The sequence below is a fragment of the Streptomyces sp. genome (genome assembly GCF_035645055.1).
Classification (GTDB): Bacteria; Actinomycetota; Actinomycetes; order Streptomycetales; family Streptomycetaceae; genus Streptomyces.
On the sequence record NZ_DASQNH010000013.1, the window covers coordinates 69,738 to 87,447 of the forward strand.

19 protein-coding genes are annotated in these 17,710 nt (G+C 73.5%); 8 read left to right on the forward strand and 11 right to left on the reverse strand.

Going from position 1 to position 17,710, the window contains the following annotated elements; translation table 11 throughout:
- Positions 1-33: 33 nt before the first annotated feature.
- Positions 34-1,602 carry an apolipoprotein N-acyltransferase gene (gene lnt / locus VE614_RS03740; protein WP_324931867.1) on the forward strand — a complete coding sequence of 523 codons (1,569 nt, stop codon included), beginning with the start codon at positions 34-36 and terminating at the stop codon, positions 1,600-1,602.
- On the opposite strand, the gene VE614_RS03745 is transcribed toward lnt, so the two are convergent.
- On the reverse strand, positions 1,517-2,431 hold the full coding sequence (locus VE614_RS03745) for a Gfo/Idh/MocA family oxidoreductase (RefSeq protein WP_324931870.1): 915 nt from the start codon (positions 2,429-2,431) through the stop codon (positions 1,517-1,519). The genes lnt and VE614_RS03745 overlap by 86 nt on opposite strands.
- A 21-nt stretch (positions 2,432-2,452) precedes the next feature.
- Positions 2,453-3,661, reverse strand: a complete 1,209-nt coding sequence (locus tag VE614_RS03750) for an FAD-dependent monooxygenase (RefSeq protein WP_324931873.1) — start codon at positions 3,659-3,661, stop codon at positions 2,453-2,455.
- Positions 3,662-3,779: 118 nt separating this feature from the next.
- Here VE614_RS03750 and VE614_RS03755 point away from each other — a divergent pair, with 118 nt between their 5' ends.
- Together VE614_RS03755 and VE614_RS03760 are read left to right on the forward strand one after the other, a co-directional pair.
- Positions 3,780-4,382, forward strand: coding sequence for a TetR/AcrR family transcriptional regulator (locus tag VE614_RS03755; protein WP_324931876.1), 603 nt, complete (start codon positions 3,780-3,782; stop codon positions 4,380-4,382).
- Positions 4,383-4,645: 263 nt separating this feature from the next.
- Positions 4,646-5,008: a hypothetical protein gene (locus tag VE614_RS03760; RefSeq protein WP_324931879.1), complete on the forward strand. Its 363-nt coding sequence runs from the start codon at positions 4,646-4,648 to the stop codon at positions 5,006-5,008.
- Between the two features lie 68 nt (positions 5,009-5,076).
- On the opposite strand, the gene VE614_RS03765 is transcribed toward VE614_RS03760, so the two are convergent.
- From VE614_RS03765 to fabG, 5 genes are all read right to left on the reverse strand, one after another.
- Positions 5,077-5,601: a hypothetical protein gene (locus VE614_RS03765; protein ID WP_324931996.1), complete on the reverse strand. Its 525-nt coding sequence runs from the start codon at positions 5,599-5,601 to the stop codon at positions 5,077-5,079.
- Between the two features lie 206 nt (positions 5,602-5,807).
- Entirely contained in the window at positions 5,808-6,491 is a 684-nt protein-coding gene (locus VE614_RS03770; protein WP_324931882.1) for a uracil-DNA glycosylase, read from the reverse strand.
- A 92-nt stretch (positions 6,492-6,583) separates the two neighbouring features.
- Entirely contained in the window at positions 6,584-8,164 is a 1,581-nt protein-coding gene (locus VE614_RS03775; RefSeq protein WP_324931885.1) for an ABC transporter substrate-binding protein, read from the reverse strand.
- Positions 8,165-8,404: 240 nt separating this feature from the next.
- A complete protein-coding gene (locus tag VE614_RS03780; RefSeq protein WP_324931888.1) occupies positions 8,405-9,157 on the reverse strand; it encodes an SDR family oxidoreductase in 753 nt (250 codons plus the stop codon).
- 13 nt (positions 9,158-9,170) lie between these two features.
- Positions 9,171-9,932: a 3-oxoacyl-ACP reductase FabG gene (gene fabG, locus VE614_RS03785; protein ID WP_324931891.1), complete on the reverse strand. Its 762-nt coding sequence runs from the start codon at positions 9,930-9,932 to the stop codon at positions 9,171-9,173.
- A 227-nt stretch (positions 9,933-10,159) separates the two neighbouring features.
- Between fabG and VE614_RS03790 the strand changes: the two genes are divergently transcribed.
- Complete coding sequence (locus VE614_RS03790; protein ID WP_324931894.1) at positions 10,160-10,660, forward strand: excalibur calcium-binding protein; 501 nt, start codon at positions 10,160-10,162, stop codon at positions 10,658-10,660.
- A 34-nt stretch (positions 10,661-10,694) separates the two neighbouring features.
- Here VE614_RS03790 and VE614_RS03795 read toward each other — a convergent pair whose 3' ends face one another.
- Together VE614_RS03795 and VE614_RS03800 are read right to left on the reverse strand one after the other, a co-directional pair.
- The gene (locus VE614_RS03795; RefSeq protein ID WP_324931897.1) at positions 10,695-11,111 is read right to left on the reverse strand and encodes a DUF3037 domain-containing protein; all 417 of its coding nucleotides are present in this window, start codon (positions 11,109-11,111) and stop codon (positions 10,695-10,697) included.
- Positions 11,108-11,872, reverse strand: a complete 765-nt coding sequence (locus VE614_RS03800) for a HipA family kinase (RefSeq protein ID WP_324931900.1) — start codon at positions 11,870-11,872, stop codon at positions 11,108-11,110. The genes VE614_RS03795 and VE614_RS03800 overlap by 4 nt, the downstream gene beginning before the upstream one ends.
- Positions 11,873-12,046: 174 nt before the next feature.
- Here VE614_RS03800 and VE614_RS03805 point away from each other — a divergent pair, with 174 nt between their 5' ends.
- Together VE614_RS03805 and VE614_RS03810 are read left to right on the forward strand one after the other, a co-directional pair.
- Entirely contained in the window at positions 12,047-12,457 is a 411-nt protein-coding gene (locus VE614_RS03805; protein ID WP_324931903.1) for a Rieske (2Fe-2S) protein, read from the forward strand.
- A gap of 227 nt (positions 12,458-12,684) precedes the next feature.
- Entirely contained in the window at positions 12,685-13,173 is a 489-nt protein-coding gene (locus VE614_RS03810) for a pyridoxamine 5'-phosphate oxidase family protein (RefSeq protein WP_324931907.1), read from the forward strand.
- Here VE614_RS03810 and VE614_RS03815 read toward each other — a convergent pair.
- Positions 13,115-14,068: a LysR family transcriptional regulator gene (locus VE614_RS03815; RefSeq protein WP_324931910.1), complete on the reverse strand. Its 954-nt coding sequence runs from the start codon at positions 14,066-14,068 to the stop codon at positions 13,115-13,117. The two genes, VE614_RS03810 and VE614_RS03815, sit on opposite strands and share 59 nt — an antisense overlap.
- 97 nt (positions 14,069-14,165) lie before the next feature.
- Here VE614_RS03815 and VE614_RS03820 point away from each other — a divergent pair, with 97 nt between their 5' ends.
- Positions 14,166-15,110: a DMT family transporter gene (locus tag VE614_RS03820; protein ID WP_324931913.1), complete on the forward strand. Its 945-nt coding sequence runs from the start codon at positions 14,166-14,168 to the stop codon at positions 15,108-15,110.
- Here the strand turns inward: VE614_RS03820 and VE614_RS03825 are convergent.
- Positions 15,101-16,432 (reverse strand): aminotransferase class I/II-fold pyridoxal phosphate-dependent enzyme, encoded by a 1,332-nt coding sequence (locus tag VE614_RS03825; RefSeq protein ID WP_324931916.1) that lies wholly within the window; start codon positions 16,430-16,432, stop codon positions 15,101-15,103. The two genes, VE614_RS03820 and VE614_RS03825, sit on opposite strands and share 10 nt — an antisense overlap.
- A 35-nt stretch (positions 16,433-16,467) precedes the next feature.
- On the opposite strand from VE614_RS03825, the gene VE614_RS03830 reads away from it, so the two are divergent.
- Entirely contained in the window at positions 16,468-17,151 is a 684-nt protein-coding gene (locus VE614_RS03830) for a pyridoxamine 5'-phosphate oxidase family protein (protein ID WP_324931919.1), read from the forward strand.
- Positions 17,152-17,710 lie beyond the last annotated feature (559 nt).

The following is a 17,710-nucleotide window of genomic DNA, read 5'->3' on the forward strand; positions in this document are numbered from 1 at the left end:
CGCAGACTGGAAGCCACGGGTAGGGAGGCGCGTATGAACACGCTCGGACGGTGGCTCGGCATCCCGTGGCGGCGCTCCGTCCTCGCCGCGGCGGCGGGCGCGCTGCCGATGCTCACCTTCCCCGGCCCGTCCCTGTGGTGGTTCGCCCACGTCGCGCTGGTGCCGTGGATCCTGCTGGTCCGCACGGCGCCGACCGGGCGGCGGGCGCTGTACGACGGCTGGTGGGGCGGGTTCGGGTACATGCTGGCCGTGCACCACTGGCTGCTGCCGAACCTGCATGTGTTCACGTTCGTCATCGGGGCGCTGCTCGGCGCGCTGTGGGCGCCCTGGGGCTGGCTGGTGCGGCGTCTCCTGGGCGGTACGCCGGGGCCGGGCCGGGTGGCGGGCGCCCTGCTGGTGCTGCCCTCGGGTTGGCTGGCGGTGGAGCTGGTCCGCTCCTGGCAGGGCCTGGGCGGGCCCTGGGGGATGCTGGGCGCCGGCCAGTGGCAGGTGGCGCCGGCGCTGCGGCTTGCCTCGGTGGGCGGCGTGTGGCTGCTGAGCTTCCTGCTGGTGGCCGTGAACGTCGCCGTCGCCGTGCTGGTCGCGGTGCGTGCGGCGCGGGTGCCGGCGGTGGCCGGGCTGCTCGCCGCGGCGGCGGCCGGCGCGGCGGCCTGGGCGTGGGCGCCGCGCCCCGAGGTGCGCGGCGAGGTGCGGATCGCGGTCGTGCAGCCCGGTGTGGTGCACGGCCCCGGCCAGCGGTTCGACCGCGAGGAGGAGCTGACCCGGCGGCTGGCCGGGCAGGACCTGGATCTGATCGTGTGGGGCGAGAGCAGCATCGGGTTCGATCTGCTGGCCCGGCCCGACCTGGCCGAGCGGGTCGCGGCTCTGTCCCGGCTGACGGACACGCCGGTACTGGTCAACGTGGACGCCCGGCGCTCGGACCGGCCCGGTATCTACAAGAGTTCGGTCCTGGTCGGGCCGGGCGGCGTGACCGGCGACCGGTACGACAAGATGCGGCTGGTCCCGTTCGGCGAGTACGTCCCGGCGCGTTCGCTGCTCGGCTGGGCCACCTCGGTCGGCGAGGCGGCCGGCGAGGACCGGCGGCGCGGCACCCGGCAGGTGGTGATGGACCTCGGCGGCGGCCTGCGGATCGGCCCGATGGTGTGCTTCGAGTCGGCGTTCCCGGACATGAGCCGCAAACTCGCCGGGGCGGGCGCCGATGTACTGATCGCCCAGTCGGCGACCTCGACCTTCCAGCAGAGCTGGGCGCCCGCGCAGCACGCCTCGCTGGCCGCGCTGCGCGCCGCGGAGACCGGCCGGCCGATGGTGCACGCGACCCTGACCGGCATTTCCGCCGTCCACGGCCCCGAGGGGCAGCGGATCGGTTCCTGGCTCGGCACGGACCAGAGCGCCGCCGAGGTGTACGAGGTGCCGGTGGCCGCCGGGACGACGCCGTACGTCCGGTTCGGCGACTGGCCGGTGTACGCGGCGCTGCTGGTGCTCGCCGGGTTCGCCGTCGCCGAGGGGGCGCGGGCGGTCAGGCGGCCGGTCCGGAACGCTCCAGAACCGCCCGCACCACCCGTTCGCACAGTTCGTGCGTCGCCAGCGCGTCCCGGGCGCTGAGCACCCGGCCCGCGCGGACGGCGTCGAGGAAGCCGAGGGCGGCCTGTTCGATGCCGCGCTGCCGGGCCACCGGCACCCAGTCGCCGCGCCGCCGCACGGTCGGCTGGCCCTTGTGGTCGATCACCTCGGCGAGGTTGACCACCTGCCGCTTGGTGTCCTGCCCGGACACCTCCAGGATCTCCTCGGTGGAACCGCTGAGCCGGTTCATCACGCCGAGCGCGGTGAAGCCGTCCCCGGCGAGCTGGAGCACGACGTGGTGCAGCAGCCCGTCCTGGATCCGGCCGCGCACGGTCACGTCGTCCACCGGCCCCGGCACCAGGAACCGCAGGGTGTCCACGACGTGGATGAAGTCGTCGAGGATCATCGACCGCGGCTCTTCCGGCAGCCCAACCCGGTTCTTCTGCATGAGGATCAGCTCGCGCGGGTGGTCGGCGCACTGCGCGTAGGAGGGCGCGAGCCGCCGGTTGAAGCCGACGGCGAGACTCACCCCCCGCTCCTCGGCGAGCGCCACCAGCCGCTCGGAGTCCGCGAGTTCGTAGGCGAGCGGCTTGTCGACGTAGGTCGGTACGCCCGCCTCCAGCAGCCGGGTGACGATTTCCGGGTGGACGGCCGTCGGCGCGTGCACGAAGGCGGCGTCCAGGCCCTGGGCGATGAGCGAGTCCAGGTCGGCGTGGCGCTGCCCGGCGGGCAGGTGCAGGCCGTCGGCGACGCGGGCGAGCGTCGCGGGGGTCCGGGTCTGCAGGTGCAGCTCGACCCCGGGCAGGACGCCGAGCACCGGCAGATACGCCTTCTGAGCGATGTCCCCGAGTCCGATGCAGCCGACCTTCACGTGCTCTCCTCCGCCCCGTGACTACCGCTTACCCGTGTGTGTCTCGTGCGTCTTGCCGGTCTCGTGCGTCTCGACGGAAGCATACGGGGGCTGCGGGGGCCGCCAGTCGGCGATGCTGTCGAAACCGCGCAGGAAGAGGGCGGGCCCGGCCTTGGAGAGGGCGGCGAGCGCCGTGTCGCGGAGGGCCATGCCCGCGCGGTTGCGCAGCATGTTCAGCCGGGCGACCCTGACGGCCCGGCGGGCGACGGCGGTGGTTCGCGGGAGGCGGGTCGCGGTGTAGGCGGCGAGGTCGTCGCAGTGATGGGCCAGCACGACCGCGTCCTCGATGGCCTGGTTGCCGCCCTGCCCGAGGGTCGGCGGCATGGCGTGCGCGGCGTCACCGAGCAGGGCGACGCGGCCGCGGTGGTAGGAGGGCAGTGGCTGGGCGAGATGGCGTACGTCGTGGCGCAGCACGTCCTCGGGGCGGGCCGCGGCGAGCACGGCGGGGATCGGGTCGTGCCAGTCGCCGAAGCGGCGCAGCAGTTCGGCGCGTTCGTCGTCGCAGCGTCCGCCCTCGGGGGTGACGGCGGCGGCGTACGCGTACACCCGGCCGTCCTTCAGCGGATGTGTGCCCCAGATGCGGCCCCGGCCCCAGGTCTCGTGCGAGGCGAACTCCGCGCCGGGCAGCGGGATCAGCACCCGCCAGGTGGTGAAGCCGGCGTAGACGGCCCCCGGATGCCCGGGGAACAGGGTGCGGCGTACGGCGGAGCGGATGCCGTCGGCGGCCACCACCAGGTCGGCCTCCAGCTCGCCGTCGGGCGTGGTCACTCGGGCCGGGCGGCGGGTGTCGCCCGGGTCGGCGAGGGTGGCCCCGGCGGCCGTGCGGACGGTGCCCTCGGGGAGCAGCGCGGCCAGGTGGTCGATGAGGGTGGCGCGGTGCAGCAGGACCAGGGGGCCGCCGAAGCGCTCCTGGGCCGTGGCGGCGCTGGTGCGGGAGAGCCAGCGGCCGCTGGGCGTGCGCAGTCCTCCGTCGCCCTGCCAGGCGGCCAGGTCGCGGATGGTGGCGCCGAGACCGATGACGTCGAGGGCGCGCAGGGAGTTGGGGGCCAGGGAGATGGCCGCGCCGACGGGCGCCAGCGAGGGGGCCCGTTCCAGGACGGTGACCCGCGCGCCCCGCTGGTGCAGGGCGACGGCCGCGGTCAGGCCTCCGATGCCACCGCCGATCACGACCGCCCGCGTGGGCTGTGCCATGGCTCCTCCTCGTCACACGGCTTCCTCGTCAGCCGGGAACTACGGATGTAGTGTCGGCTCATCCCGAGCGTACTACAGGCGTAGTGCAGGGAGAAGCCTGCCGATAGGGTTGGCCTCCATGTCCGAACGCTCCGCCAGCGGCGCCTCCCGCGCCGGCCTCGTCGCCGACACCGCCCTCGCCCTGCTCGCCGAACGCGGCATGCGCGGGCTGACCCACCGGGCGGTCGACGAGGCGGCCGGGCTGCCCCAGGGCTCCACGTCCAATCTGGCCCGCACCCGGCAGGCCCTGCTGGAGCTGGCCGTGCGGCGGCTCGCCGACCGGGAGGCGCGGGTGCTGGCGCTGCACGAGATGCCGGACCCCCGCGGCGGCCTCGACGCACTGGCGGACGGGCTCGCCCTCGCGACCCACCGCGCGCTCACCGGCAACCGCGAGCTGACCCTCGCCCGCTACGAGCTGGCCCTGGAGGCGACCCGGCGCCCGGAGCTGCGGACCTACTTCGACGCCACGGGTGCCCGTTTCCGCGACCAGTTGCACGCCCTCCTCACCGGGATGGGCTCCACCGCCCCCGACCGGCACGTGCTGTCGCTCGCCGCCTGGGCGGACGGGCTGATGTTCAGCTGTGTCGCGGGCTCGTTCAGCACCCTGGCGCCCAGCCTGGACGACATCAGGTCGGACCTGCGGGAGCTGCTGCACGGGATGCTGGGCGGCCCCCGGCACTGAACGACCCGCGTCAGCCGCACGAGACGTGAACCCTTCGCACGGGGCCGGAGATCACCCGTACGGCGTAACGTCCGCTGGTCCGTGGTGCCCGGGGAAGCCGGAGCCATCATTGTTGCCGGGTGCATCGAACGACGACCACCGCAACGCTTCTGGTCACCGTGGCCGTCTCGGCCCTCTCCGGCTGTACGACGGTCCCCCGCCCGCCCGGGCCCGAACCGTCCGCCGCGCCGTCACCGCCCGCGGCACCGGCTCCGGCTCCGAGCGTGCGGACCGAACCGCAGATCGTGCAGGCGCCGGCCCAGGAGGCCCTGGGACTCGTCGGACCTCCACGGCAGCGGGAGCGCTCCGTGCCCGAGCCCTCCACGCCGCCCGCGACCACCTCCGCGCCCGCAGCCCCGCCCGCTCCCCCCGCCCGGCCCCGCCCGCCACAGCGCCCACAGCGCCCGGAACCCCGGTACTCGAAGCAGCCATCCGGCGTCCCCGACATCGCGGAGTCCACCCGCGGGGAAGTGACCCGGCAGGTCCCGCAGCGCCGGGCGGACGTCTGCGCCCTCGGCAGGAAGTACGGCGGCTGGCGCTCCGGCAGTCCGGAGTCGGCGATCTGCGACGAGACGTACGGTCGCTGAACCGGGGAGGCGGGACGAGGGCCGTTACGAGGGCCGTCGCTCAGGCCGGGCGGGCGGGACGCCGGGGCTCAGGGACGGTGCTGCGGGGGCGGCCCCCAGCTCCCGCCGCCCGGGGAGTCACCCCCTGAACCCCCGGAGCCCCCGGAACCCCCGGAACCCCCGTCTCCCAGGGTCAGCTCCAGCCTGCCGATCGCCGCGCGCACCCCGTCGCCGTACCCGTCGTCGCCGAGGGCGTCGGCCGCGCCGCGGGCCAGGCGCAGATGCGCGCGGGCGGCGTCGGAGCGGCCGAGCCTGGCGTAGTCGGCGGCCAGGTTGAGGTGGAGGGAAGGGTAGAGGGCGCGCACGGCGAGGGTGCCCTCGTGCTCGGCGAGCCGGTCGTCGCTCAGTTCCTCCGCGGCCGTCAGAGCCCGCAGGTCCCAGGCCAGCTCATCGGAGGGGTCGTCCTGGGTGTCGGCCAGATAGTGCGCCAGGGTGCAGCGGTGCAGCGGTGCTCCGTCCTCGCCGATCTCCGCCCACAGCTGGAGGAACCTCTGCCGGGCCTCTTCCCGGTCCCCCGCGTGATGCAGCATCACGACCTGCCCGATCCGCCCCATCACCGCGTCCGGCACCGCCTGCCCCTGCCGCTCCACGACCACATCCCTCCGCCCGCTCGCCGTCGATCCCGTCCCTCCCGACGCTAACGGCCCCCACGGACATTCCGTCCGAGGCGGCTCCGCGCGGCGGGAAGCAAGGGAGCCGGGGCGGGGGCAGGGCCCCGCCCCGGTGGGCGAAGCGGAGCCGTGCCCGGCGGCGGACCGGGTCAGCCCAGGTTCGGGATGCGCCAGTCGATCGGCTCGTGGCCCTGGCGGGCGATCGCCTCGTTGATCTGGGTGAAGGGGCGGGATCCGAAGAACTTCTTGGCGGAGAGCGGGGAGGGGTGGGCGCCCTTCACCACCACGTGGCGGTCCTCGTCGATCAGGGGCAGCTTCTTCTGGGCGTAGTTGCCCCACAGGACGAAGACCGCCGGGTCGGGGCGCTCGGCCACCGCGCGGATCACCGCGTCGGTGAACTTCTCCCAGCCCTTGCCCTTGTGCGAGTTGGCCTCGCCCGCGCGGACGGTGAGGACCGCGTTGAGCAGCAGGACGCCCTGCCGGGCCCACGGCATGAGGTAGCCGTTGTCCGGGACCGGCAGGCCCAGCTCCTCCTGCATCTCCTTGTAGATGTTGCGCAGCGACGGCGGGGTCCTCACCCCGGGGCGCACCGAGAAGCACAGGCCGTGGCCCTGGCCCTCGCCGTGATACGGGTCCTGGCCGAGGACCAGCACCTTCACCTGCTCGTACGGCGTCGCGTCGAGGGCGGCGAAGACCTCCTCGCGCGGCGGGTAGACGGGACCCTTCGCCCGCTCCTCCTCCACGAACTCCGTCAGCTCCTTGAAGTAGGGCTTCTGCAGTTCGTCGCCCAGGACCCCGCGCCAGGACTCGGGCAGCATGGCGATGTCGGTCACATCAACTTCCTTACGGTGTGCGGTCGCTTCCAGGTCTCAGAACCTACAGGCGACCACTGACAACCGGCCGCGCGGACCGTCTCGGCCCGGCCTCACCAGCTGGTCTTGCGGTCCAGCTCCCACATCATCATGATCGTCGACGGGTCCAGGGCCCGCTCCCCGCCGGAGATCTCCTCGCTCGCCGCGATGTACTGCTTGCCCTGCCACAGCGGCAGCAGCCGCGCGTCGTCGACGAGGATCTGCTGGGCCTCCTCGAACTCCCGCTCCACCTGGGCGCGGTCGCTCTCCCGGCGGGAGCGGGGCAGCAGGTCCTGGGTGATCTCGGGCGCCGGGTAGGGCGTGCCGAGGGCGTTCTCCTTGCCGACGAACGGCGCGATGTAGTTGTCGGCGTCGGGGAAGTCGGGGAACCAGCCGCGCCCGAAGACCGCGTACTCGCCCTTCTGGTAACCCTCGACGTACGTCTTCCAGGGCCGGCTCTTCAGGGTGATCTCGAACAGGCCGGACGCCTCCAGCTGCCGCTTCAGCTCCTTGAACAGGACGGCGGTCTCGGAGCCGTAGCGGTCGCTGGTGTACCAGAAGGTCAGCGGGACGGGCTCGGTGATGCCGGCCTCGGTGAGGATCGCGCGGGCCTTGCCGGCGTCGGGGTCGCCGTAGTCGTCGAAGAAGCCGGTGGTGTGCCCGTTGATGCCGTTGGGGACCATGGAGTACAGCGGGTCCACGGTGTCCTTGTAGATCTTGTGGGCGATGGTCGGCCGGTCCACGAGCTGCGCGACGGCCTTGCGCACGGCGGCCTTCCCGGCCCACGGATCGCTGGGGTTGAACACCAGGTAGCTGATGTCGATGCCGGCACCCTCGACGAGCTGGATGGTCCGCTCGGCGTCCCTGGTCTGGAGGTCGACGATGTCGTCGGCGGCGAGACCGCGGTAGGTGAGGTCGATCTCCTGGCTCTTCAGGGCCTCCACCATGGCCCCGGAGTCCTGGAAGTAGCGGATGGTCACCGCGTCGTTGCGGCGCTCGGCGTAGCCGTCGTAGTGGTCGTTGGTGACCAGTTCGGCCCGGTCGTTCTCCTCGTAGGCCTCGAGCTTGTACGGCCCGGAGCCGGTGACCTCGTCGCCCTGGCGCAGCGCGTCGGCCGGGTAGCTGCCGGGCTCGACGATGGACATGGCGGGGGTGGCGAGCACGAACGGGAAGGTGGCGTCGGAGGTCTTGAGGTGGAAGACGACCTCCCGGTCGCCGCGCGCCTCCACCCGGTTCAGGCTGCCGAGCAGGCCCGCGGGCCCGCCGGGCGCCTTGATGCTCAGGATCCGGTCGATCGAGTGCTTGACGGCCCGGGCGTCCAGCGGGCTGCCGTCGGAGAACTTCAGTCCCTTGCGCAGCTCGCACCGGTAGGTGCGGTTGGCGGTGTCGGTGAACTCGCAGCTCTCGGCCGCGTCGGGCTGCGGCGTGGTCGAGCCGTTGGGGTAGCTCAGGAGGGTCTGGTAGATGTTCCGGAACAGCTCCCAGGAGCCGTCCCAGGACGCGGCGGGATCCAGGGTGGTGGGCGCGCTGGTGGTCCCGACGACGATCGGGCCTTCGTCGGCCTCGCCGCTGTCGGAGAACAGGCCGCAGCCCGCCACCAGGGATATGGAAGCGATCGCCGCCACTTGCCGCAGGCATCGGTTCCGGTTGAACACGCGCACGCTCCTCGATCTGCCATACCAAATGTCGGCAGACACTACCGCAGCAACACGCCGTGCGGACCGTCCTTGCGGGAGGTAGTTGATCACCTTTTGGATGACGACGTTGTCAGGCTCCGGTGAGCGGTCCTACGTCGACACGGGCGCCGCTTCCGTCAACATCGATCACGTCACGTGCGGAGCACGAAACCATCTCGACGCGGGTCGACGGAGAACGGCGCCCGGACAGCGCCGGCGTCAGGCGACGCCCGCGTTGAGGAAGATGCCGCCGTCCACCACCAGCGTCTGGCCGGTGACCCAGTCGGCCTGCTCGGAGGTGAGGAACGCGGCGGCGCCGCCGATGTCCGACGGCACCCCGAGCCGCTTCAGCGGGTAGGCGGCGGCCGCCTCCTCCTCGCGGCCCTCGTACAGGGCCTGGGCGAACTTGGTCTTGACCACGGCCGGGGCGATCGCGTTGACCCGCACCTTGGGCGCGAACTCGTGCGCCAGCTGCACGGTCAGGTTGATCAGAGCGGCCTTGCTGACCCCGTACGCGCCGATGAAGGGCGAGGGAGCGAGGCCCGCGACGGAGGCGATGTTGACGATCGCGCCGCCGTTGTCCTTCTGCCAGGCGTGCCAGGTGCGCTGGGCGAAGCCGAGTGCCGAGACCACGTTGGTCTCGAACACCTTGCGGGCCACGTTCAGGTCGAGATCCGCGATCGGCCCGAAGACCGGGTTGGTGCCCGCGTTGTTGACCAGGTAGTCGACCCGGCCGAAGGCCTCCATGGTGCGTTCGACGGCGAGCGCCTGGTGGGCCTCGTCGTGGGCCTTGCCGGCCACGCCGATCGCCCGGTCGGCGCCGAGTTTCTCGACGGCCTCCTTGAGGGCGTCCTCATTGCGGCCGGTGATGCAGACCCGGTCGCCGCGGGCGACCAGGGCCTCGGCGACGCCGTACCCGATGCCGCGGCTGGCGCCCGTGACGAGCGCGACCTTGCCCGAGAGTTCAGTCATGGTGATGTGGTCCCTAGTCGAGCGGTCCGCCGGCGACGTACAGCACCTGGCCGGAGACGAAGCCGGCCGCCTCACCGGTGAAGAAGGCGATGGCGTTGGCGATGTCGTCCGGCTCGCCGACGCGCTGCACGGGGATCATCGAGGCGGCGGCGGCCTTGAAGTCCTCGAAGCCCATGCCGACGCGCTCGGCGGTGGCGGCGGTCATGTCGGTGGCGATGAAGCCGGGGGCGACGGCGTTGGCGGTGATGCCGAACTTGCCGAGCTCCTTGGCGAGGGTCTTGGTGAAGCCCTGCAGACCCGCCTTGGCGGCCGAGTAGTTGACCTGGCCGCGGTTGCCGAGCGCGGAGGACGAGGAGAGGTTGACGATCCGGCCGAAGCCCGCGTCGACCATGTGCTTCTGGCAGGCCTTCGACATCAGGAAGGCGCCGCGCAGGTGCACGTTCATGACGGTGTCCCAGTCGGCGACGCTCATCTTGAACAGCAGGTTGTCGCGGAGCACGCCCGCGTTGTTGACGAGGATGGTCGGCGCGCCCAGCTCCTGGGCGATCCGCGCGACCGCCGCCTCGACCTGCGCCTCGTCCGAGACGTCGCAGCCGACCGCGAGGGCCTTGCCGCCGGCCGCGGTGATCTTCTCCACGGTGTCCTTGCAGGCGGCCTCGTCGAGGTCGATCACGGCGACGGCCCGGCCCTCGGCCGCCAGTCGTACGGCGGTGGCGGCGCCGATACCGCGCGCGGCGCCGGTGACGACCGCGACCCGCTGCTCAGTGGTGGACATTGCTGCTTCTCCTCGCCCTTGGGATGCGGCTCTCACGGCCGCCCATCCGGTGAGCGACCGCTTAGTACCTTCAGCAGACGTGACGCTAGAAGCCCTGGCACCCGGTGTCAACGCCCGATCGGGTGCGTGTGATCGATTACCTGAACGGCCTAGCGCCGCGCGCCCCCGCGCCATGCGGCGCCTAGCGTCGAGGGGCGAGCCCTTCGTGGCCGGAAAGGAGGCGCTCCATGCGCCGTCGCACCGGTGCCGCAGGCACGCTCTTCGCGATCATCGCGACAGTGCCGTTGGCCGGCCCCGCTCACGCACAGGATCTCGACTGCACCCACGTCAGCCACCGGGAGGACGCGCGGGCCGTCTTCGACGCCGACCGGAGTGATCCCCATCGCCTCGACGAGGACCAGGGACCGGACGACGGTGCCGCCTGCGACATGCTGCCCGTCCGGGGCGGCGACGGCGGTGACGGCCTCACCTCCTCCACCTCCCGGCCCAGGCGGCACACGGCTTCCCCGACCCCTGCGGTCCCCGGCACGTCGACCGCCACGGTCTCAGCCGCCGCCACGGCCCCGGCCACCGCCACGGCGACCGGCGCCCCGACGCGCGGCGTGCGGGGCGGGCTGGGCGGCGCGACCGGCACCGGGCCGGGCGCCTGGGACCTCGCCCTCGGCGCCACGTTCGTCGCGGGCGCCGTGCTCACCACCGGCTACGTCGTGCGACGCCGCAGCCGCTGACCGGCCCAGGGGTGCGGGCGCGCCTCTGGCCCGGTCAGCGCACGAGCAGGTCCAGCAATCGCTCCGTCTCGGCCGCCGGATCGGCGGTCAGCCCGGTGTGCACCGGCCCCGGCTGCACGATCGTCGAGCGGGGCGCGATCAGCCAGCGGAAGCGCCGCCCGGCGTCGTCGCCCGCCGCCTGGCCCGCCGCGTCGCCGCCGGCGCAGACGCCCTCGACGGCGCGCAGCGCGGCCCGTACGCCGGCCACGTCGGCCCGCGGGTCCAGGGCCAGCAGCCGTGCCTCGTCGAGGTGGGTGCGGGCGCCGACGTACGCCTTGGCCCGGCAGTAGACGAGCACCCCGGCGTTGACGCACTCCCCGCGCTCGATCCGCGGTACGACCCGTAGCAGCGCGTACTCGAAGACGTCCCGGTCGCTGCGCCGGGTGCCCTTGATGATGTGGCGCTCGGTCATGAGGCGCTCTCCGTCCCATGGATGCGGTCGTGGACGGCGGCGGCGCGGGCGAGCAAGGGCCGCGCGTACGCCCTTCTCAGGTCGTCCGGCGAGTCGAAGCCGGGCTCGTCCGCCAGCCAGGCGTCCGGGATCTCGGCGGTCACCTCGGCGAGCAGCTCCTCGGTGACGCGCGGCGCGAGTTCCGCGGCGGCGGCCCGGACGTCCGGCGCGAAGGTCCGCAGAGCGTGGTCGGAGGCGTCGTAGGGGCGGGCGGCGGAGGCCTCGGCGGACGGCCAGTTGTGGTGCCAGATCATCGTGGCGCCGTGGTCGATCAGCCACAGCTCGCCGCGCCACATCAGCAGGTTGGGGTTGCGCCAGGACCGGTCCACGTTGTTGACCAGCGCGTCGAACCAGACGATCCGCCCGGCCTCCTCGGGGCTCACCGGGAAGGCGAGCGGGTCGAAGCCGAGGGCGCCGGAGAGGAAGTCCATGCCGAGGTTGGTCCCGCCGCTGGACTTCAGCAGCTCCTGCACCTGCTGGTCGGGCTCGCCGAGCCCGAGGTCGGGATCGAGGTCGACGGTGACCAGCCGGGGCGTACGGAAGCCGAGGCGGCGGGCGAGTTCCCCGCAGACCACCTCCGCCACGAGGGTCTTGCGTCCCTGCCCGGCTCCGGTGAACTTGAGGACGTAGGTCCCGAAGTCGTCGGTCTCGACGAGTCCCGGCAGTGAGCCGCCCTCACGCAGCGGTGTGATGTAGCGGGTCGCGGTGACTTCCTTGAGCATCGCCCCAGGTTACTGGGGCGTTCGGGGCGGCCGGCCGCGGCCCGGAGCGGCCCGCGTCCCGATCGGGTGAAGAACCGCGTGGCGGCTGAACCGAACCCGCGTCCCGGCCGTACTGCTGGACGTCGCACCACAGCAGGCCGACCGGACACCAAGTCAGCGGAAGGAAAACCCAGGATGCCCACGGAATCGCTTCACCCCGGGTCGGGCCCGGCCCGTCGTACCGTCATGGCGGCGGCCGGAGCGGCGGGGCTCGCCGTCGCGCTCGCCGGCTGCGGGTCGGACGACGGCGCCTCGTCGGGCACCGTGCTCGGCCCGGTCTCGGAGGTCCCCGAGGGCGGCGGCAAGGTCTTCGCCGACGAGGGCGTGGTGGTCACCCAGCCGACGGCGGGCGAGTTCAAGGCGTTCTCGTCGACGTGCACCCACCAGGGCTGCGCGGTGAAGGACGTCCGGGACGGGCTGATCATCTGCCCTTGCCATGACAGTCACTTCTCGGCCACCGACGGCAGCGTCAAGAAGGGCCCGGCGACCAAGCCGCTGCCGGCCGCACAGATCACCGTCGAGGGCGACGAGATCAAGCTGGCCTGAGCAGCGCGGCCGGGCTCAGCGGCGACCGGGGCGAGGGGGTGCCGGATCCCGCGACGGCCAGGTCGCGCAGCGGGGCGCCGGCCTCGGCGCCCTGGAGGGGCGACGGGCCGTGCGGCCGCCGTACGTTGCCGTCGGCCTGGGTGTGTCGTTGCGCTTGCCGTCGGGGGCGCGCCGCCCCACCCTTGGCTGAACGACCGTCAGATGCCGTATCCGGCAAGGAACTTCGCATGACCGCCACTCAGCGCCGGGGCCGGAAGCTCATGATGACACCCGGCGAGCTGGACGAGTTCCTGGCCACCGAACGCACCTGCCGCGTCGCCACCGTCTCGGCCGACGGCACCCCGCATGTGAGCCCGCTCTGGTTCGTCTGGGACGGCGACGCGCTCTGGCTGTACTCGATCACCCGCAGCAAGCGCTGGGCCCATCTGCGCCGCGACGCCCGCCTCGCCGTGGTGATCGACGCCGGGCGGGAGTACGACGAGCTGCGGGGCGCCGAGCTGTCCGGGACCGCCGCGTTCGTGGGCGAGGTCCCGCGCACCGGCGAGCCGCACCCCGAGCTGGAACACGTGGAGCGGCTCTTCGCGCACAAGTACTTCGGCCTCGACGCCCTGCCGCACGACGGCCGCCACGCCTGGCTGCGGCTGGCACCGGACGCGGTCAGGTCGTGGGACTTCCGGAAGCCGGGCCCGCCGCAGGCGTCTCCGCCTGTCCGGTGATCCGCTCCCCCGCCGTCCGCAGCGCCCGCACCGCCGCCCGGATCGACGGCCGGCGGTCGGCGTCCGCGCGCCAGACGACGTAGACATGCCGCCGCACCCGCTGCCGCAGCGGGACGGTCACCACGCCGGGCGGCATCGGATGGCGGCCCAGCAGCGGCACCACGCACACCCCGAGCCCGGCGGCGACCAGCCCCAGCTGGGTGTGCGTCTCGGCGGCGCGATGGCCGAGGTGCGGCTCGATGCCCTTGGAGCGCAGGGTGAACAGCAGCCACTCGTGGCAGAACTCCCCCTCGGCCCAGGTGATCCACTCGTCCTCGGCGAACTCCGCGAGGTCCACCTCCTGCCGCCCGGCCAGGGGATGGCCGGCCGGCAGGGCGACGTCGGCCGGGTCGTCGAGGATCGCCGCCTTCACCAGGCCGTCGGGCAGCGGCATCGGCTTGTTGTACCAGTCGAGGACCACCGCGAGGTCGAGGTCGCCGCGCACCACGCCCCGGATCCCGCGCTCGGGCTCCAGCTCGCAGGAGCGCAGCCGCAGCGCCGGATGCTCGGCGCGCAGCGCGGCGAGCGCGGTGGGGAACAGACCGCGCGCGGCGGTCGGGAACGCCGACAGGCGCAGCTCACCGACCACCCGGCCGCGCTGCGCCTCCAGGTCGGACTGGGCGAGCGCGACCTGCGACAGGATCCGCGCGGCGTGTTCGGCGAGCAGCCGCCCGGCATCGGTGAGGCGGACCCCCCGCCCGTGCTTGGCCAGCAGTTGCTGCCCGACCTCCCGCTCCAGCTTGGCCAGCTGCTGGGAGACGGCCGAGGTGGTGATGTGCAGCCCCTCGGCGGCGCCGCTGACCGAGCCGTGCCGGGCGAGGGCGTCGAGGGTGCGCAGTCGGTCGAGGTTCAGCATGCGGTGATGCTACGACCCTACGCTTAAGCAACGCTACGAGATATCGCGTGCGAAATCTCGATTGTGCTACGAGATCCACTCCAGCATCGTTGCCTCCATGACCACCGTCGCCTCCACCGCCCGGACCCCGTCCGCCGCCCGTCCCCGGCTCCGCCGCGCCCTCGACTGGCGCGTCCGTTTCACCGTGCTGTCGCTGATCTGGGGCTTCAGCTTCCTGCTCATCAAGGTGGGCACCGAGAGCTACGCGCCCTTCCAGGTCACGCTCGGGCGGCTGGTGTTCGGTACGGCGGTGCTGGCGGCGGCGATGGCGGTGAAGCGGGAGCGGCTGCCGCGCGGCGCCCGCACCTGGGCGCATCTGACGGTCGCCGCCTTCCTGCTGAACGCGCTGCCGTTCTCCCTGTTCGCCTACGCCGAGCTGACCATCCCCTCCACACTGGCCGGCATCTGCAACGCCACCTCGCCACTGTGGGGCATGGCCCTGTCCCTGGTCGCGCTCTCCGAGGACCGGCCGACCCGCCTGCGCGTCGCCGGGCTCGGCCTCGGCTTCCTCGGCGTCCTCACGGTGCTCGGCGCCTGGCAGGGCTTCGCGGGACTGGACGCGGGCGGCACGGCGATGGCCCTGCTGGCCTCGCTCAGCTATCCGATCGGCTGGATCTACGTCCGCCGCACGCTCGCCGGGTCCTCCCACTCGAATCTGTCCCTGACCGGCGCCCAGTTGCTGCTGGCCACCGTGCAACTGGCCGTCGTCACCCCGCTGTTCACCAGCCTGCCGACCGCCTTCCCGGTCCTTCCCCTGCTGGCGGTCGCCGCGCTGGGCGCGCTCGGCACCGGGTTCGCCGTGCTGCTCCAGTACGGCCTGGTCGCCGAGGTCGGCCCGACCACCGCGCAGATGGTCACCTACTTCATCCCGGTCATCGCCACCGCCGCGGGCGTCGCCCTCCTCGGCGAGTCCCTGGCCTGGTCGACCCCGGTCGGCGCGGTGATCGTGCTGGCGGGGGCGGCGCTGACGCAGATCCGCCCCAGGACGGCGCCTCAGGCGTAACCGCGCACCGGCGCGGGACCCACCGCCGCCGCGATCGCGTCCGCCAGCGGTTCCGTCTCGGCCTCGGCCAGCGCGGAGACGGTGACCCGGATGCCGGGCGGCGCGCTCATCCGGAAGCGGGCACCGGGGGCGACGGCCCAGCCCGCGTGCAGCAGCCGTGCGACGGCCCCCGTCTCGTCGGGCACCGGGATCCACACGTTCATCCCGCTGCGCCCGTGCGCGGCGACCCCGCGCTCCGCCAGTGCCCCGATGAGCGCGTTCCGGCGCCGTCCGTACGCTGCCGCCACCGCCCGCGCGTCCACCGCACCGTCCGTCCAGAGCCGGACCACGGCCCGCTGGGTGATCCGGCTGACCCAGCCGGGCCCGAGCTGCTGCCGGCCGCGCACCCGGTCCACGGTGACCGCGTCCCCGGTGAGGACGGCGAGCCGCAGATCGGGCCCGTACGCCTTGGCGACCGAGCGCACCAGGGCCCAGTGACGGGTGGTTCCGGCCAGCGGGTGCAGCGGCAGGTCGACGATCCGGTGGCCGTGGTCGTCCTCGATGAGCAGCGTCTTCGGGTGCTGCCGCAGAACGGACCGCAGGGCACGCGCGCGCGTGGCGGTCACCACGGCGCCGGTCGGATTCTGGGCCCGGTCGGTGACGATCAGGGCACGGGCCCCGGCGGCGAGGGCGGCGCGGACGTCGTCGGGGAGCGGGCCGTCGTCGTCGACGCCGACGGGGACCGTGCGCAGTCCGAGCGCCGGGACGAGGTCGAGCAGGCTGCCCCAGCCGGGGTCCTCGACGCCGACCGCGTCACCGGGCTTGAGATGGGCGGCGAGGACCCGCTCGATCGCGTCCAGCGAGCCGGAGGTGACCGCGACGGGCCCGTCCGGCACTCCGTCGGCGTCGAGGTCGGCACGGGCGATCCGCTCCAGCTCAGGCTCCACCGCCGTCTCGCCGTACAGCACCGGCCGCCGGTCGCCCTGTCCGGCCGCCGCCGCGAAAGCCGCCGCCAGCGGGGGCAGCAGTGCCGGATCCGGATTGCCGGCGGCCACGTCGCGTACGCCCTCCGGCACCTCCACCCGGATGTGCTCGCGCCCGGTGGTGGCCGGTCTGGCACGCACCCGGCTGCCCCGGCGCCCGTCGGTCTCGATGACCCCGCGCTCGCGCAGGACGCGATACGCGGCCGCGACGGTGTTCGGGTTCACTCCGAGCCGTGCGGCCAACTCCCGCATGGGCGGCAGCACTTGGCCCGGTTCGAGATCGCCGCTCGCCACCGCCTCCTCCACGCTCGCCGAAATCTCCGCCGCACGCCGCCCACTGATCGGATATTCTCCTAGCACAAAGCCAATTATGCACTAGTGCAATGGAGAGCGCCATGCAGGGAACCGAGCAGACGTCGTCGCAGCCCGCCGCCTACACCCCGACCGACCGCACCGTTCCCACGCGCTCCGCCGACCGCGCCTCGTACGACAGGGAACTGGTGCACGCGATACTCGACGAGGGCTACGTCTGCCACCTCGGCTTCGTCCGTGACGGCGCCCCGGTCGTACTGCCCACGCTCTACGGCCGGGTGGGCGAGCGGCTCTACGTGCACGGCTCGACGGGTTCCCGCCCGCTGCGCATGACCGGCAAGGCCGACCCGGGCCTGGAGGTCTGCCTCACGGTCACCCACGTCGACGCGCTCGTCCTGGCCCGCTCGGCGTTCCACCACTCGATCAACTACCGCTCGGTGGTGGTGCACGGACTGGCCTACGACGTCACGGACCCCGACGAGAAGCGCGAGGCCCTGGACGCCCTGGTGGACCACGTGGTGCCGGGCCGCGCCGCGGACTCCCGCCCCGCCGACAAGAAGGAACTCGCCGCCACGGCCGTCATCCGGCTCGACCTGAACGAGGTCTCCGCCAAGCTGCGCACCGGCGGGGTGAACGACGAGCCCCGGGACCTGGCCCTCCCCCACTGGGCCGGTCTCGTCCCGCTGCGCAAGGGCTACGAGGCCCCGGTGGCCGACGCCGACCTGGCCCCCGGCACGCCGGTCCCGGACTACCTCACGGCCCTCTGACCCCGGCCCTCCCAGCCCCTGCGCCCTCAGCCGCGGCACTGCGGTTCCCGGTCACCGAGGCCTACGAAACCGGGGGCCCTGTCAAACCGGGGGCCCCGCCAAACCGGGGGCCCCGCCAAACCGGCACAGAACCGTGGGCCCTCAGGAAACCGGGAGCCCTACGAAACCGGCGGGACTTCCGACCCGGCGGGCTTCCGAAACCGGCGGGCCTCCCGAAACCGGCGGGCCCCCGGCACCGCCGTGTCCCTCCCACACCGCCGGGCCCGCCCAACACCGTTGGACCCCGGCATCGGTGGGCCCTTCCACACCGCCAGGCCCCTACGTCACCGCCGGGCCCCTCCCGCACCGGCGGGCCAGGCGCACCGCGCCCGCGCGGCAGCTGACGCGGCGCACCGCCGACGGGCCCGGCGGCACGGGCGGCGAGGCGACCGGCGCGGGCCGGTCGACGGCCGTAGAGCCACGCCCTCGGCACTGCTCACACCGCCCCGGCTCGCCGTCGATCTGATCGCCGTGCCGACCCGGCGTCACACGGAGCGGCCATGTCCACGCACGGCCGCCG

What these genes read in the sequence shown, in the direction of transcription:
- lnt (WP_324931867.1), top strand. Translation starts at nt 34, where the DNA reads ATGAACACGCTCGGACGGTGGCTCGGCATCCCGTGGCGGCGCTCCGTC.
- VE614_RS03750 (WP_324931873.1), bottom strand. Translation starts at nt 3,661, where the DNA reads ATGGCACAGCCCACGCGGGCGGTCGTGATCGGCGGTGGCATCGGAGGC.
- VE614_RS03755 (WP_324931876.1), top strand. Translation starts at nt 3,780, where the DNA reads ATGTCCGAACGCTCCGCCAGCGGCGCCTCCCGCGCCGGCCTCGTCGCC.
- VE614_RS03765 (WP_324931996.1), bottom strand. Translation starts at nt 5,601, where the DNA reads ATGGGGCGGATCGGGCAGGTCGTGATGCTGCATCACGCGGGGGACCGG.
- VE614_RS03780 (WP_324931888.1), bottom strand. Translation starts at nt 9,157, where the DNA reads ATGACTGAACTCTCGGGCAAGGTCGCGCTCGTCACGGGCGCCAGCCGC.
- fabG (WP_324931891.1), bottom strand. Translation starts at nt 9,932, where the DNA reads ATGTCCACCACTGAGCAGCGGGTCGCGGTCGTCACCGGCGCCGCGCGC.
- VE614_RS03790 (WP_324931894.1), top strand. Translation starts at nt 10,160, where the DNA reads ATGCGCCGTCGCACCGGTGCCGCAGGCACGCTCTTCGCGATCATCGCG.
- VE614_RS03795 (WP_324931897.1), bottom strand. Translation starts at nt 11,111, where the DNA reads ATGACCGAGCGCCACATCATCAAGGGCACCCGGCGCAGCGACCGGGAC.
- VE614_RS03800 (WP_324931900.1), bottom strand. Translation starts at nt 11,872, where the DNA reads ATGCTCAAGGAAGTCACCGCGACCCGCTACATCACACCGCTGCGTGAG.
- VE614_RS03805 (WP_324931903.1), top strand. Translation starts at nt 12,047, where the DNA reads ATGCCCACGGAATCGCTTCACCCCGGGTCGGGCCCGGCCCGTCGTACC.
- VE614_RS03810 (WP_324931907.1), top strand. Translation starts at nt 12,685, where the DNA reads ATGACCGCCACTCAGCGCCGGGGCCGGAAGCTCATGATGACACCCGGC.
- VE614_RS03815 (WP_324931910.1), bottom strand. Translation starts at nt 14,068, where the DNA reads ATGCTGAACCTCGACCGACTGCGCACCCTCGACGCCCTCGCCCGGCAC.
- VE614_RS03820 (WP_324931913.1), top strand. Translation starts at nt 14,166, where the DNA reads ATGACCACCGTCGCCTCCACCGCCCGGACCCCGTCCGCCGCCCGTCCC.
- VE614_RS03830 (WP_324931919.1), top strand. Translation starts at nt 16,468, where the DNA reads ATGCAGGGAACCGAGCAGACGTCGTCGCAGCCCGCCGCCTACACCCCG.